Source organism: Bacillus sp. EB600 (genome assembly GCF_024494385.1).
GTDB lineage: Bacteria > Bacillota > Bacilli > Bacillales > Cytobacillaceae > JAEVLT01.
Map to the genome: position 1 here is coordinate 1 of NZ_JAEVLT010000019.1, position 14740 is coordinate 14740.

Below are 14740 nucleotides of genomic sequence, written 5' to 3' on the forward strand. Positions count from 1 at the left end.
CCCCTTTCTTACATTCTGTAGTGCTGCCGGCCAACGCAATTTTTTAGATTTTTAACCAGGGCTTTTTATAGTTATTTCTAAAGAAAAAAACTAGCCTTAAGGCTAGTTGTCTTAAAACCACAGTTACGGGTCCAGTCAAAACGCAGATTTTATACGCTAAAGGATACTCAAAATTAAACTTCTCAATGGCTCAAACTGTTTATCGTTGTTACTACCAAATAGAGCACATTTCTTCACACTGCTCATTATTTTATGTTAAGCTTTGCTGAAACATAGGGGCAACGAATATGTCCATATGTTTACAGTTGTTAGTCAATGGGGAAGATAATAATGTGAACTTGGAAAGGGAGGAATGAAGAATGGATGTGCCATTAACATCAAAGGAAGTCATTACTCAGATCCAGAGGTTACAGAACGAAGGTAAATCTCTAAAGAAAAAAGAGGTAAAACAACTTTATCCTGATTTAATGCGGAGTGCTTTGTATTATTACCCAAGTTGGCAACTGGCCCTAGAAGAAAGTAAAACAGGCTAATTTACATTAAACATTAAAACAACATGAACTCAGTATTACGCGTTCAATAAACTAAATTACATTAAAAGCCGATTTCCAATTTGGAATCGGCTTTTTTCGTTTTATAGTAAAAAAATATATAGATTAATCTGGTTGTTACATAGGTCTTCTCAGATCCACAAGTCTTTTACATTTTGAACATTCATACAGATTCGTTTCGATTTCTTGGTGCCTCTTTAGCTTCCGGCAAGTCTGGCAAGATAATGTTACGTATCTACCGGTTGAGAAAGCGAATCCATTCCCTACTACCCTCTCTTGTTCCATTTCGATTTCCTCCTTTTCATTATTAAACAAAGCAAAGGCGAAAAGAACGGCCAAACCACCGGAGATGAAACTGACCCAACTCATTGGTCTTCCCCATAAATTACGTAATTCTTTTGTTTATCATTCATTGATAACACTCTGAAGGCCGGTTCGGTGCAATATTCATCCTGGATTTTTTTCATTAAATTAGCATCGTTTAAAAACATTTCAATCATTAAACCAGCCAATGTTGTCCATCTCATATTACAACTGATAGAAAGCCTTTTTAGTTTACTAAAGTATCGATTGGACAAACTTATATTCACCCGATTTACTCTTTTATTTCCTAGTCCCTTCCCTTCAATCATCATAAAACCTCCTTTTTGAAAAATGTATTGGATATTGTCAATGTCAACCGAGTTACACTGTAACAGTCTTAACGGGATCCATCGGTGGGGGGGAGGCCTTAGGCACATATTTAATTCCACCTTTATTAATGACTTTGATTGTTTCCCTATATGCCGGCATTTCTAGCCTTTTTTGTTTTGGAATATAGTTTTGATTTTTCCAATAACCTTCTTGATCCAAATTCCAATCAGGTTGAGGGAGGCAGGCACCATCTTTTTTATATTTTTTTAGAATAGATTGATATTCTTGAGAATGTGCTGCTACAAAAAGGGCTAGACGAATGATTTGGTTGCGATCTAAATGAGTTGATTCATTCACTTCTTCTACATATTTTTGATATACGTCTGCATACCGGACAGATGGACGATAAACCATATATTTTTTCCTCCTCTATTCCTATCAAATTAGATCTGGCACCAGATGACGCCAGTTGGCACCAACCCTTTGTTAAATCATATGGACATAGGCTTGTACAATATTCCAAGTCGACTTGGAATACTTTCAAAGTCGACTTGGATAATTTTCAGAATATTTTTCTCTTTCAAAGTGGACTTGTATAAATTTCAAAGTTCTTGTCCATAACGGTAGTAAAATAGACATTGATTAAGGAGAGAACATTGTATGTTTGGATTATTTCAAGGAAAATCCAGGTCAAGGGTTGGCAAATGGTTAGATAAACGAGGAATTACTCAAGAATGGCTGGCAAGTAAAACCAAAATTAGTCGAAATACCATCAGTAAAATCTCATCTGATAATGACTATTCTCCAACACTGCCAACCATCAAGAAAGTTATGAAAGCCATTCGTGAAGTAGATCCGAGGGCTAAAACGCATGATTTCTTTGATATTTAAAAAAGTTATCTGGTAGCAGATATCAGGAGAAGAAAAAGGAAAATAGCATTAAGAATGTTTGTTCGTTTATTTTCTTTAAGTTATAATTTAACTATAACTGCATAAAGAGGTTTAAAGAAATGAATGTGACAATAGAAATACATTATATTGCTAATAGCAGATTAACACAGAGTGGTTCCTTTCGGTTAAGGGGCAAACAACCTGTGCAAGTGGCTTTAGATTTCTGGAAGCAGATAAAAAAAGAAATGTCTTATCATGCCAAGTTAGAAAAGGTTATTGTGGATGGCGATAAGGATATTACTGATTTAGTTCGGGAATTGGAAAAATCGGAATGGAGAAGTATAGAGCAGGATCATTCAAATTTGCCTTTCTAGTGAATAGGAGTAAAAAGTGTAACTACTGATTACGCTTTTTTATATGAAACTAAAAAACTTCACGCCGATTATTTAACTTCTCATTTTCGAACCTGTTTTTTTATAGGTTCTTTTTTGGAAAGACATATAGAAACTGCAAGAGGAGCCATTATTTTAGCTATTATTTATGACATATTTATGAAATAACAACTAAATCATTTGACTTATGTAAGCGTTTACATTTATAATAATAAATGGTCGGAGGTAACATCTGGGGTTATCACGGGTATTTCAGCGAAGGATGGGGCTAATACTAATTTCTCTTTTTATTTTCTGTGAATCTATAAAATTACATAATTTAAAAGATCGAGGAATATTAATCCTCGGTTTTTTTCTTTTTGTTTAGATTCCTTTAACTGTTTATAGGACTCTATAAACGATTTAAAGCGTTCTAAAAGCTTTTCATCAGCACACTTTATACCAAGCATTATAGACGCTCCTAACGGGCCTAAAAAAGGCAAATAACACAGTTATTTTATAACATCATTTTCTTACATTGTTTTAATTCTTTTTTATTTGCTTGGTATTTTTTGGAGTATCATTCTAAATATAGAACATTAGTTCTTATTAAAGAACACATATAAGGAAGGTTATTGTTGAAACGCAACATAATCAGGATCGGAAACTCACTTGGATTCATAATACCATCGACTTTTTTAGAAGAATTGGGTGTGTCTCAAAAAGATGAAGTTGAAATCGAGTTCCATAAAGAAATGAAGATGGTTACCATTAAAGACAAGGAAGCAACAAGTAATGAAAATCCTCTTGAAGTAACTGTTAAGAAAATCGTGGATGATTATCTTAACAAAAAAGGCTTATAGATTATAAGACATCGTTTCTATTTCCGATGTTTTTTTAATGTCAGATTCCCATATTCCAACCAAACTTAAAAAAATAGCTCTCGATGGAAATCCGGTTCCTCGAGAGCATTTATAAACAAGGGGGTCTTTATGCAAAAGCTTGTCTTTATAATAACTGATTAACCTTAACAACTCTTAAGTTGGTTCATTTTTCCATCCAATAGTATAAATATATTAACCTATCCATGCGTTAAACGAAGCATACCACCATAGTTAGGAATTATTCCTTTTTTAAACGTTTTTTCTCCTGCTCATAAAAATCTTCAACTGTATATTTGCTCCAATACGGGGTTCCTGCAAGTTCAATATCTGCCTTTGGCAGCTTTCCTCGGCTGTAATACACATTCAACTTCCGTTTATCGTAATGTAAGCCGTTTTCAGACAAAAAGTCAGCAAACTGTTTTTGATTGAAATAATTTTCTCCAGGGTCTCGCAGAATGGATAAGGTAGGTTTTTGAATTAAATACGTATCCTCTCGAAAGAACTGAACCATTAATTCTAATGCGAATTCAAGCCACTCATCATCTAAAAATTCATACAGCCATCGTATATTAAAACTTTCATATTCTGGGGCCTCAAAAAACCAAGCTAATTTTAAAAAAGTGGCTTCTACTTCAGTTAAATCTTTTAATGCTTCTTTCACTAAATCAATGTTCTCATAAGCCTTTATTCTGCCTTTAAATTTCGGGAAAGTTTCAACGATGCGTTTGGCTGAGCTTTTCATCTTATCCCCTCCTGTTGACTTAGTCAACAATAGAATAAAATAAAAAGTTGACTAAGTCAACTTCAAAACAGCAACCCCAAAATCTAAAAATAAAATCCTACTACTGGTTTTTGTAAATATTTAAGAAGTTTTGTCGCAACTATTCCAATTATGTGAAATTTTTCGCATAATATTTCTTGTATGCAGGTTAACACCAATCCATAACGACCAAGGGAGTTATGATAATGTTTGTAGAGGACGATGAATTAGAACACAGGATCAACCTAATGAGAAAGAATTTGATCCTAATTGCAGAAGAAACTGGATTAAATAGCGATGACACTCTTCGTTATAGTCGGAAATTAGACGAGCTCATCACGCTGTATCAAAAAAGGAAAAATGAACATGTACAGAAGTTTAATTAAAAATCCTGCATTGTCACATTGTGAATATGGGGATTTTTTTGATTTTTTAGCAAAAATCCACTGGATGCGAAACATCCCTTATCCCATTACTTTTATACGCTAATTGAATGAAATCATTCAGATCCTTTTGATCCACGATCTGTTCAAAGTCACATGGTTGTCCCAGTGTTATCCCTCTTCGATTAGCAACTGAAATGATTAGACCTAATTCATAATACATAGTTTTTGTTAATAAGCCTTTTTCAATATTTTTCATCATTTCATCATAAAATGCGATTAAAAAGTCAGTAGGCAGCTTTTCATAAAAATCCACTATTACATCTCCCTTATCCTAAGTGTAGGAAAATCTTTTTGGACATTAATAGATCTGTTCTAGCTTCATTATAAATCGAAGATTGTAAAATATTTGTCGATTTAATTGAACATTAATTTACAGTTCCATTAAATTACATTGGTCAATATCAATAGAGCAATGAAAGCTTTCTAGGATGCTTCATCTATGCGCAGCATGGATGAGGCAGTCTTGTTATGACTTTAGTCAGTTGAGCTCGCGATAGCGTGCGAAACAAAAAACCACCTGCTATGCGGGTGGGTGATAAGTGGTTAGACCAAACAAAAAACTCACTTTTTTCTATAATAGAGATTGTTCAAGCCTCTAAAATTAGAAAGGAAAGTGAGTTAATTGGAAAATAAAGCAAATAGTTTAGCACATACAAAATGGTTATGTAAGTACCATATTGTGTTCACTCCAAAGTATAGACGAAAAATAATTTACAATCAATATAGAAGGAGTATAGGTGAAATATTACGAACGCTTTGTAACTATAAAGGTGTACAGATAATAGAAGGTCACCTCATGCCAGACCATGTTCATATGTTGGTGAGTATTCCGCCCAAAATATCTGTTTCAAGTTTCATGGGATATTTAAAAGGCAAAAGCGCATTAATGATTTTCGACAAGCATGCAAATTTGAAATATAAATTCGGAAATCGGCATTTTTGGGCTGAGGGATATTGTGTGAGCACAGTAGGATTAAATGAAGCTACGATAAAAAAATACATCCAAGATCAAGAAAAACATGATATTGCATTAGATAAATTAAGTGTAAAAGAATATACGGACCCTTTCAAAGGGTAGCAAGTAATACCAATACCCTTTAAAGGGTGGCAAAAGTGGCAAAGGCAATAGAGGCTTGAATTAAAATGAAAGCCGGCGCCTTTAGACGCTGGCCGGTAATATAGGCTTATAGCCGTTGTTCAAACCACCCGTTGGACTGGTGGTCATGATTTGGGGCTCAATGCCCCTAAACAAGACAAACGACTAAAAAACAAAAATATAAAGAAGAGGGAGAACTTCCCCCCTCTCCTTCGATTCTTAGATGTACCCTTTCTCTTTTAAGCTGTAGTATTCAGCATTGGCATTCACAATCAGGTGATCAAGGAGTTCAATTCCCAGAATCTGACCTGCTTCTACTAATCTACGCGTTACCTCTATGTCTTCTCTCGATGGTTCTACATTTTGGGATGGATGCTGGTGACTTACAATGATGGATGCACTGTTATTAAGGATGGCAGACTTAAACACCTCTCTTGGCGTAACAATACTGGCATTCAAACTTCCGACGTGACAACGATGAACAGCAACGACACGATTTTTCGTATTCAGGCTCATGACAAAGAATACTTCACGATCATCATCTCCAATAAATTGAGAGGCTATTTTCGCCCCATCTTCAGGGGAGCGAACAATATATTGTTCTCCTCCTTCAACCTCTTGAATGACTTGTTTAATACGTTGAATTTCGTATACTTTTTCCATTTGTAACACTCCCTTTCTTTGTTTGAGAAGGAAGCAATGATGGGCGCAAACCGTGTGAAGGGTTCGCTTACGAAGAAGCGAACTTGCCAGGCAGGCATAGGCAACGGGCCTGCTTTTTGCCCGTTGTCGTTCAAAATCGAGTGAAGCCCAATGACTTAGGGGCAGTTGGAAAGCGTTTTTTGCTTTCTTACTGCTCCTTAGCCTACTTGGCTTTGCCGATTTTGTTTGCCTGACGCCCGCCCTTCACACGGTCATAAGCCCACTCATTATAATAAGGAGAACAAAGAAGGCTTACTAACGCTAGAAAGGGCGGCCGTACATACCGAAAGGTATAGGACCGCCTAATGGCATTAGGGCTCGAAGCCCTTTTGCCATTAAAAAACTGGCCCAAGCGTCCGAGGCGAACAGCTGCCGAAAGGTAGCAGCATCGGTTGAAAGGCGAGGCTCGACGCCGAGCTTTTCAATTAATATTAGCAATTTTTATTCAACAGGATTTCGACCGAAAGACTGTGAGTAAAAATCGCGTACTGTCTCCTTGCGTGAGCTTGGAGGCAGTACGCCTTTTTGGGGGTTCGATGCCCCCAAAAAGCCGTCAATTCTCTTTCAATCATTTGGAGCAACGCGCAGCGAGCGACACGATTCCTGGCTTAAGCCAGGAATCGTGTACGGTACACTTTTTAAGAGAATAGAAAAAAGGAGAACTCAGTCCCCCTCTTTCCTCTCTGTGATTTCTTCCATGATGGATTCGATCCACTCGAGAGCTTCTTGTTTGTGGATGAAATCATCAGTGAGTCGAACAAATAGTGTACTGGATTCATCTTCTTGAAAAAATCTACCTACATAATAGCCTGTGCTTGATTTTGCTACCTTCAACCTATGACAACTTGTTCTCATCCTCTATCACTCCTTTTTTGTTTGACCTCAACAAATCTTTGCGAAAAGGGCTGTCAATGGGCTTGAAGTTTGTGAAGTTTTTTAAACGCTCTTCTTAAAAAAGTTCACAAACTTTGCGAAGCGCAAGCGTAGCACCCTTGACTGCCCTAATGAGCAAACGATTACAATAAGGAGAACAAAGAAGGAGATAAACCTTGCCCCGAGCATTATAGCGATCCAACGGGCTACCGTTGGCTGGGTTTGGGCGAGGAGCCCAAGGTCTTAAAGTTTTTCGGCTCGTTTGGTACGGCGGCTTGCCGTAAATGGAACAGGAACCTACGGAATGTAGGCGCTAGCTGTACAGACCGTGGTTATCGGTCCATTTAGTGCCAAAGCGACACGTACGGAATGACAGAAAGGCACTTTTTTAACCAGACCAAAAAAATCGGCGTACATTATGTTCAAAATGTACGCCTTTTTGGTGAAAATTTAACATCTTTTACACATTAAACGGACTAAACAATTTATGTTCACTATGTATAATGTATAATATGTGAGCGTTAGCGATCCCTTTACTTTGGAAGGGGCGTGTAACCTTGATAGGTGTTGGAGTAGGAGTAACCTGCTCCCTATCCATGAGAAACACGCCCCTGCAAGGTTCAAAGTCAAGGGCACATATTACATATTATACATAACTAATATGTAAGAGCTTATTATTATCAACAAATTTTCACCTTTAGTCTTGATAATTCTTTCCTTTCTGATCAGTCCGTAGTGCAGCCGTCCTAAATATGTTATTTATGCTCTTGATCTAGGATCTATAAAGTTCTTATTTCTGAAGAAAATACGCAGCCTTAAGGGTGCCAGATTGATAAAAATTGAATTGGCTTGAAAACATTTAAAAATTCAATCATGCACATATTTAGAAAAGAGGAATCTTTTCCATTAGAATTGAATCAATTATTTATCTAATTCTAATAAAAAAACTGGATAGCGTTTTAAGACTATCCAGCACATCCTATTTCTTTAGATACCTTGGGATCAAGTTAAAAGAGAAGTATACTTTACTGATCTTCACCTCGATGCTTATCAAAAGACTGTTTTATCAGGTACATAACATCCTCAATCTCCTCGAACGTGGAAATACCTATCTCCACATCACCATTACCCCATCTTCCCAAGTTAGTAACATCTTTACAAATCCCCTTTGGATCATGTACCTCATTAAAAGCCATATTTAGACTTAATCGTAATCTGCTCTTTTGAGGTACTATATCAACAAAATTTGTTGTAGTTTTATAAGCAATATAAAGTTTTTTGAATTCTTCCCTTACTGAACTATCAAGGTTGCCTATCCTTTTTCTAAGTTCCTCAAACAGTTCTAACATATTACCAGTTAAATCGGGGAAATCATTAATTGTATAAATTACATTCTCACCTTCATTTGCCCTTTTCTTATATTTTGCTACCACATCTTCAGATAGTTCTGGATAATTCCAAACTAAAATGGCCTGCTCAGCAAGTCTCTTACCTCTATTCATAATTTCTTGTTCATTCCAAGTTTCAAGCTGACCTAACCCTTTATTTAATCGTACCGGACTATCGGCAAAACCACCATCCATATCCCTTTTTGCTTTAAATGGTTTATCACTCAATTCGGAATTATATCTTGTCAACGTCAAATTTCCTAAAGTATGGAGATGGATCCGCTGAACTTCTTCCCAATTTTCGCCGATGTCTTTTCGCCATTCGGTAGATAAGTTCTTATTTTGAGGCATGATATGTTCAATTGTATAGCTTTCTATATCAATAATTTCTTTCCGCTTTTTTTTTATAGTTGCAGCAACTGCTGAAATTAATAAATTCCTGATACTTAATAATCGTGATTATATTCGCAAAGTGGGTTTCATGAAGAATCATCATTCTTTAACTTTACATTGATAATTATATCGCGTTACGATATAATTATCAATGTAAACCACCACCGATTCCTAGGGTTTCTTTGAATAGTAACCACTGATATATTAATACTTTTAGAGGGAGGAACGAAAATGCATTGGATTAGTCACCCAGCCATAATTTTTTTTGCAGCGACCGCTGTTGACTTAATGTTTTATCAATCAATTGAAATTTTCCATGCGTTCTTTGATTTTATTCAGAATAAACCATAGTTAAAATAAGGTTATAAACAATTATTGCAAAGAGCACATTATCAGCATTTTTCACCTTAATCCAAGGAGGTTCAAAATAATCAATTTATTTTGAACTTTAATAATATTCCTAATATCATTCGTGTTAAACCAGATAAAAATAGCAAAAAGAAACCCCTAAAAAGGGGATATCAGCTTGAATATACTCTTGTATTTCCACCCGAATGTTATGCGCCTCTTGTGTGTGTTGGATTCTTGAATCATCCTAACACTAATTGACATGATGGAAAAGCAGCATCTACTTTGGTGTATTTAGCCAAATAGAAGTGTGCTATAATTTTTACTCTTTTTAATTACACCTTGAATTTACAGTTATAGCTACGTAAAATGAGGGGTTAATTTAAATCGAATTTTTTTAAAAATTTTATACGATTAATTTCTTCGAGATGAGTTTCTGATAACTTCTCCAATATCTCTTTCCCTTCCTGAGTTACTTCAACAAGGACACTACGGCCATCTTCTGGATTCCGTCTTCGAGAAACAAAGCTCAATTGTTCACACCGGTCTATTAAGCCAACACATGCATGATGAGTGATTTGCAATCGTTCCGATAGCTCCCGAGGAGTAGCAAAATCTCTTTGAGGAAATCCCATTATTGCTAGTAACAACTGATGTTGTTGAGGTGTAATTCCGAGTTCCCGGGCAGCAGATTCACTAAAGCTAAGAAATTTACGTAATTGGTATCTAAATTCTGACAAGAATATATAAGCGTCTTTAGATAGAGTCATAAAGAAATCAACCTTCTTAATTTTATATTATTGATAAGTATATCGTAACACGATACACTTTTTTTAAAGTGCAATTACTTTCTATTCCGATAAATTTTTTTTAGAATAGGTAATATCGCAAATTTCATTAAAAGGGTAAAGAATGTTCTTAGTTTACCACGGGAAAATTAATAGACCAAATTGTGAGGAATCTAATTGATACAAATACAAAAGCTTACTCATTTTTTTCAAGAAGAACAGTGGATTTTTTTTAAGAAAAATCCACTGATTTATTTATTATGACTTTAGTCAGTTGAGCTCGCGATAGCGTGCGAAACAAAAAACCACCTGCTATGCGGGTGGGTGATAAGTGGTTAGACCAAACAAAAAATTCACTTTTTTCTATACTACCGCCTACACAGGTTCTACATACTGGTTTATATCTTAAATTATCGGATGAATACTACTAACTAGTTAACAATTCTTTTCCCAGTTGGAAATAATCGTCCTGATCTGTTTGAATGTCCAATAAGCTGTTCGATAGTAATAGGAAACCCAGTATTTTGCTAGATTCAGTGGAAATATAAAGCCAATTTTAGGAAGTTGGCCAAACTGAACCCCTTGATATTTCAAGGGGTTCAGTTTATCCGGATGACGCAGTTTTTTGTATGTTCAAGTGAAAATTAGTAACTCATATAAAACGAACCAACAATAATTAATAGGATAAAGAGGACAACAATTAAAGCAAATCCTGAAGTTAAGTAAAAAATACGCTCTCCTAAGAAAACGTATTAAAAACACCTATACTTTTCCAAACAACGCCAAGTATAGATATACCCCAATGAGAATTATATATAAGATGACAATTTTCGAATAATTCTTAGGTGAACCTCTATTTCGGTTTTTCAATGTTCCTTCACCTCCTATTTATTTGGGGTTGTACATTATATGAAAATATCTTTGGTTGGTATGGACAAACATACACACACTTTGAATTTAATGGGAGGTTATATGTTGGGGATGTTTAGGCGATCCCATTGTTTTTGCGAAAAGGTGCAATAAATGCAAGGGGATTATTCAAGTAAGGGGTAGCTTGAGTTGAAGGAGTATCAGGCTCCATCAGCAGCCTTTTTTGTGGATTCAGAAGAAAAACCAAATGTAACATAATAGAGTTTTTGTTACATTTGGTGAATTTTAGCTCTTTTACTTATTAACTTTTAGAATTCTAAAACGGTCGTTTTTTGAAGCAAGGACAACTTATTGTATTACCCACTCTTAAAGATTAGATTGTTCATATATTAATGTGAGTCTAAAAAGGGGGGAATGAGGATGAGCAGATTCATTATGTGATGAAAGGAGCAAAACACGGAGCTTTCTTTTACACCTGAGGGAATCATCTTAATCTTTTTTTAAAACCTCCTCTGAAGCCGTTAGAGATTTGTCTAAAGTAAGAAAGGTGGAATCTACATGGCAGCTAGCATTACAAGTACATTACCTGGGATAGTCCCTGTAGGAACAACAATACCCTTTCAGATATGTACAACAGCAACCCCTCCAGATTTAGGGACAATCGTTACCATCCCAATCATATTGGCCAATCCAGCTCAACGGAATGACTTTGTTTTGACCTTTATCCCTCCAGTTGGAAATCCTGAGATAATTCACTTTGATAGTAGTGGAAGGGCATTGTTTGGTCCAAGTACCGGTTTTCCGTTACAAAATGCCTGTAGTAACTTTACAATTCAATTCAATGTACCAGGAAGCTACACATATACCCTCCAGATTGTTAGAAAATCTGATGGAGCAATATTGGCGACATTTACCCAAACTGTGGAGGCCTTTTTACCAACGCCACCTCCAACGATTAGTTGTCCGCCAAATATAACGATATCAAATGATCCTGGGGTTTGTGGAGCAACCGTAAACTATCCACCCCCTATGGTAACCGATGAGTGTCCTGCTGGTTTTACCGTAGTTTGTAATTCGCCATCGGGTTCCTTCTTCCCTGTCGGAGCGACCACAGTCACGTGTACGGTTACGGACCCTTGTGGTGGATCTGCTTCTTGCACGTTTACCGTAACTGTAAATGACACTGAACCACCGGCTATCACCTGTCCAGCTGATATTACGGTATTTAATGATCCAGGTCGAAATGGAGCATTTGTAAACTTTCCAGAACCAACCGTAAGCGACAACTGTCCTGGTGTTACTGCTGTTTGTACGCCAGCATCTGGTTCTTTCTTTCCTCCTGGTACGACAACGGTCACTTGTACAGCAACAGATGCAGCGGGAAATACCAGCACTTGTTCTTTTAATGTGACGGTAACTGTAGACCCTTGCCGGTTTTTGAGTCGGAGATGCTGAATTGATGGTTCAATCAAATGATGAGACTGTGAAGAACCGAAGCAGTCTCATCATTTATTTTGTGTGAAAACAAACAGTGTCATAACTTTTTAAGTTATGCTCCAACCGAATGTAACATAATGAATATTGGACTAAACCGCTAGCGCGGTGGTAAACCCCAAAACCCTAAATTTATCCACTATCCTTGAACTTGTTAATCCCTTAATATTTTCATGCAGGTCTCCTGCTAATAAATATTGAGGAGAAAAAACATGGATAACAAAGTACAAATTTTACTACAAATGAGAGAAGATATTCTACTTCGGGGGTTATCGAAAAATACCCTGGAGATTTACACCTTGAATGCACGAATCTTTCTTGATTATTGTAATTCTCCATTGGATCAACTGGATGAGGAAGACATTCGCAAGTTCTTATCGCACTTGATTCATGAGAAAAAAGTTTCGCCAGGAACTGTTAATTCTTATAGTGCTGCCATTCGTTTCCTTTTTGCAGTGACATTGAATCGCACTCTAAATTATCTTCAAATACCACGTCAGAAAAAGCGCAAAACACTTCCAGAGGTTTTAACGCGAGAAGAAGTATTCTCTATCATTAACAGTTGCCATAATATCAAACATAAGGCTATGTTGATGCTAGTTTATAGTGCTGGGTTTCGTCCAATAGAGTTATGTTACTTTCAGTTTCAATTGGACACACAAAAAAGCTGTAGACGCAGCTGATACTTTTTTAAACTATAGCACCCAATATGATTCGATTTTAAATTTATCAAAGTGGTGAGCGAATAATTTCTTTGCTACAATGTTTAATATATCTTGAACAGGCGTTGGAGTTCGCCTTAATTGCCTTAGAGCTAATGACTCCTACCAGTACGTATTAATTTTACTGGTAGGAGTCTATTTTTTTAGGGGAAATTACTAAAGAGGTGAAGAAAATGGTTTATATTTTTGTTGGCATAGCTGGGGTTTTAGGCTCTTTATCACGTTATTACTTGGGATTATCCATTGGTACATGGTGGCATCACGATTTTCCACTTCCGACATTATCAATTAATCTTATCGGTTGTTTTATTCTTAGTTGGCTCACAATGTACATATCCCGATTAAACCTCCTTCATCCATACCTTGTCACTGGAATAGGTACAGGTTTTATTGGATCATTTACAACCTTTTCTACATTTAGCGTAGAAACGGTTAAATTAATTCATTCCTCACATCGCTACTTTTTGGCTTAACCACACGCACAACGCCACTAAATCTTCGGCCGGGTACTTACTCGTCCTTTGAACAAAACCTACCTTTTTGGACAACTGTTTGAGAGCATGCGGAGATAAAGATTGTTGTAATTCAAGTGAAAAGAGAGTAAGTTCATCTGAAACCTCACGGCACATAAAAAACACCATCCTTTCCATCATATTACAGAAAGAATAGCGTTTTTTTCGTTTTAGGGGTAATAATTTGCCTTAACTTGATGGGCATGGGGTAGCGACAGGAAATTGTAATTTACAACGCTAAGTTCATACCCTTTGATTTTGTGAGAGTTTCATATCCATTCAAAACTAATTTAATTTTTTAATGACAATAGAAGCGTTTACGTTTGTTTGTGTGCCTCCTGCCAAAGTCTGAAGGGTAACTGCTGCAGCAGAAGTATGATTTCGAAGGGTCAGAACATCACCGGCTGCTATCGCGATTATAGCCTGACCGTTGTTTTGCTGAGTACCGGCACCTGAACCGTAGACTGTTCCCGCAACCGGCGCGCCATTTAAAAATAGTGCGAATTGGCTGGTTTCTACACTCGACACGGAGAAAGTAACTTCGTAGTATCCCGGACTGGTAACTACAATTTGAGAGGTTCCGGGGGTGTGCGTAATTCCAGGTGTAGTTATTCCATTTGAATCAAAAATGACAGGATCATCTACAGCTACCGTTTCAAGACTTAGGTTGTAAATATACCCGTATTGGGATAACCCACCTGCTAAGATTAAAACAATCACTTAAAATCCCTCCCTATACCCATACGAATAGAATCATAGTATTTTCCCTTATAAAACTTAAATTTTGTTAAATACAAAGAAATTGTTTACTCATAACCCGCACTTGAAAATCGGACATAATTTATGACAAGGAAATTCTTTACCTTTGCCTGTGTGACACGAACAAAAATTCGACCAAAATGACAGTTTAACCAGAAAATCGATCACCTATGAATTAAGTAGAAATCTCGAACAATATGAATGTTATAAGTTATCAATTATTTAACCGATTAAACAACATTTTTGTGTTTCCACATAT

General features: G+C 36.4%; 19 protein-coding genes, 2 pseudogenes and 1 riboswitch. Of the genes and pseudogenes, 9 read left to right on the top strand and 12 right to left on the bottom strand.

The genetic code is table 11. The features are described from left to right. Positions 1 to 359 precede the first annotated feature (359 nt). Entirely contained in the window at positions 360 to 533 is a 174-nt protein-coding gene (locus tag JN080_RS17690; RefSeq protein WP_256237315.1) for a hypothetical protein, read from the top strand. A gap of 135 nt (positions 534 to 668) precedes the next feature. Here JN080_RS17690 and JN080_RS17695 read toward each other — a convergent pair whose 3' ends face one another. Genes JN080_RS17695 through JN080_RS17705 form a run of 3 tightly spaced genes read right to left on the bottom strand, consistent with a single transcriptional unit; the run spans position 669 to position 1598 of the window. Beyond that, positions 669 to 920 (bottom strand): hypothetical protein, encoded by a 252-nt coding sequence (locus JN080_RS17695; RefSeq protein WP_256237316.1) that lies wholly within the window; start codon positions 918 to 920, stop codon positions 669 to 671. Beyond that, the gene (locus JN080_RS17700) at positions 917 to 1183 is read right to left on the bottom strand and encodes a hypothetical protein (RefSeq protein WP_256237317.1); all 267 of its coding nucleotides are present in this window, start codon (positions 1181 to 1183) and stop codon (positions 917 to 919) included. Before JN080_RS17700 ends, JN080_RS17695 begins: the two co-directional genes overlap by 4 nt. 52 nt (positions 1184 to 1235) lie before the next feature. Beyond that, positions 1236 to 1598, bottom strand: coding sequence for a hypothetical protein (locus tag JN080_RS17705; RefSeq protein ID WP_256237318.1), 363 nt, complete (start codon positions 1596 to 1598; stop codon positions 1236 to 1238). A gap of 246 nt (positions 1599 to 1844) precedes the next feature. Here JN080_RS17705 and JN080_RS17710 point away from each other — a divergent pair, with 246 nt between their 5' ends. The 3 genes from JN080_RS17710 (at position 1845) to JN080_RS17720 (ending at position 3309) form a co-directional block, all read left to right on the top strand. Further along, positions 1845 to 2075 (top strand): helix-turn-helix transcriptional regulator, encoded by a 231-nt coding sequence (locus tag JN080_RS17710; RefSeq protein WP_256237319.1) that lies wholly within the window; start codon positions 1845 to 1847, stop codon positions 2073 to 2075. A 119-nt stretch (positions 2076 to 2194) separates the two neighbouring features. Next, positions 2195 to 2449, top strand: a complete 255-nt coding sequence (locus tag JN080_RS17715) for a hypothetical protein (RefSeq protein ID WP_256237320.1) — start codon at positions 2195 to 2197, stop codon at positions 2447 to 2449. A 635-nt stretch (positions 2450 to 3084) separates the two neighbouring features. Further along, complete coding sequence (locus tag JN080_RS17720; RefSeq protein WP_256237321.1) at positions 3085 to 3309, top strand: AbrB/MazE/SpoVT family DNA-binding domain-containing protein; 225 nt, start codon at positions 3085 to 3087, stop codon at positions 3307 to 3309. A gap of 259 nt (positions 3310 to 3568) precedes the next feature. On the opposite strand, the gene JN080_RS17725 is transcribed toward JN080_RS17720, so the two are convergent. After that, positions 3569 to 4072: a hypothetical protein gene (locus JN080_RS17725; RefSeq protein ID WP_256237322.1), complete on the bottom strand. Its 504-nt coding sequence runs from the start codon at positions 4070 to 4072 to the stop codon at positions 3569 to 3571. 224 nt (positions 4073 to 4296) lie between these two features. On the opposite strand from JN080_RS17725, the gene JN080_RS17730 reads away from it, so the two are divergent. Then, complete coding sequence (locus JN080_RS17730; RefSeq protein ID WP_256237323.1) at positions 4297 to 4476, top strand: aspartyl-phosphate phosphatase Spo0E family protein; 180 nt, start codon at positions 4297 to 4299, stop codon at positions 4474 to 4476. Positions 4477 to 4522: 46 nt separating this feature from the next. Here JN080_RS17730 and JN080_RS17735 read toward each other — a convergent pair whose 3' ends face one another. Beyond that, positions 4523 to 4789 (bottom strand): hypothetical protein, encoded by a 267-nt coding sequence (locus JN080_RS17735; RefSeq protein ID WP_256237324.1) that lies wholly within the window; start codon positions 4787 to 4789, stop codon positions 4523 to 4525. A 369-nt stretch (positions 4790 to 5158) separates the two neighbouring features. Between JN080_RS17735 and tnpA the strand changes: the two genes are divergently transcribed. Next, positions 5159 to 5614: an IS200/IS605 family transposase gene (gene tnpA, locus JN080_RS17740; RefSeq protein WP_256237325.1), complete on the top strand. Its 456-nt coding sequence runs from the start codon at positions 5159 to 5161 to the stop codon at positions 5612 to 5614. 237 nt (positions 5615 to 5851) lie between these two features. Here tnpA and JN080_RS17745 read toward each other — a convergent pair whose 3' ends face one another. The 5 genes from JN080_RS17745 to JN080_RS17765 all read right to left on the bottom strand — a co-directional run bounded on the left by JN080_RS17745 (position 5852) and on the right by JN080_RS17765 (position 10855). Continuing rightward, the gene (locus tag JN080_RS17745; RefSeq protein ID WP_256237326.1) at positions 5852 to 6295 is read right to left on the bottom strand and encodes a JAB domain-containing protein; all 444 of its coding nucleotides are present in this window, start codon (positions 6293 to 6295) and stop codon (positions 5852 to 5854) included. A 702-nt stretch (positions 6296 to 6997) separates the two neighbouring features. Then, a complete protein-coding gene (locus tag JN080_RS17750) occupies positions 6998 to 7189 on the bottom strand; it encodes a hypothetical protein (RefSeq protein ID WP_256237327.1) in 192 nt (63 codons plus the stop codon). Positions 7190 to 8232: 1043 nt separating this feature from the next. Beyond that, positions 8233 to 9039 (bottom strand): GmrSD restriction endonuclease domain-containing protein, encoded by an 807-nt coding sequence (locus JN080_RS29665; RefSeq protein ID WP_309144691.1) that lies wholly within the window; start codon positions 9037 to 9039, stop codon positions 8233 to 8235. Positions 9040 to 9713: 674 nt separating this feature from the next. After that, on the bottom strand, positions 9714 to 10106 hold the full coding sequence (locus JN080_RS17760; RefSeq protein ID WP_256237328.1) for a MarR family winged helix-turn-helix transcriptional regulator: 393 nt from the start codon (positions 10104 to 10106) through the stop codon (positions 9714 to 9716). 662 nt (positions 10107 to 10768) lie between these two features. Further along, positions 10769 to 10855 carry a YjcZ family sporulation protein gene (locus JN080_RS17765; RefSeq protein ID WP_256237398.1) on the bottom strand — a complete coding sequence of 29 codons (87 nt, stop codon included), beginning with the start codon at positions 10853 to 10855 and terminating at the stop codon, positions 10769 to 10771. Positions 10856 to 11552: 697 nt separating this feature from the next. Here JN080_RS17765 and JN080_RS17770 point away from each other — a divergent pair. The 3 genes and pseudogenes from JN080_RS17770 to JN080_RS17780 all read left to right on the top strand — a co-directional run. Continuing rightward, positions 11553 to 12449, top strand: a complete 897-nt coding sequence (locus JN080_RS17770) for an HYR domain-containing protein (RefSeq protein ID WP_256237329.1) — start codon at positions 11553 to 11555, stop codon at positions 12447 to 12449. Between the two features lie 251 nt (positions 12450 to 12700). Next, positions 12701 to 13171: a tyrosine-type recombinase/integrase gene (locus JN080_RS17775; protein WP_256237330.1), complete on the top strand. Its 471-nt coding sequence runs from the start codon at positions 12701 to 12703 to the stop codon at positions 13169 to 13171. Between the two features lie 91 nt (positions 13172 to 13262). Further along, positions 13263 to 13322: riboswitch (Fluoride riboswitch) on the top strand. 61 nt (positions 13323 to 13383) lie between these two features. Next, positions 13384 to 13662: pseudogene (locus JN080_RS17780) on the top strand (CrcB family protein); the annotation flags it as partial. A 3-nt stretch (positions 13663 to 13665) separates the two neighbouring features. Here JN080_RS17780 and JN080_RS17785 read toward each other — a convergent pair. Continuing rightward, positions 13666 to 13839: pseudogene (locus JN080_RS17785) on the bottom strand (IS4 family transposase); the annotation flags it as partial. A gap of 168 nt (positions 13840 to 14007) precedes the next feature. Next, complete coding sequence (locus tag JN080_RS17790; RefSeq protein ID WP_256237331.1) at positions 14008 to 14442, bottom strand: BclA C-terminal domain-containing protein; 435 nt, start codon at positions 14440 to 14442, stop codon at positions 14008 to 14010. Positions 14443 to 14740: the final 298 nt, after the last annotated feature.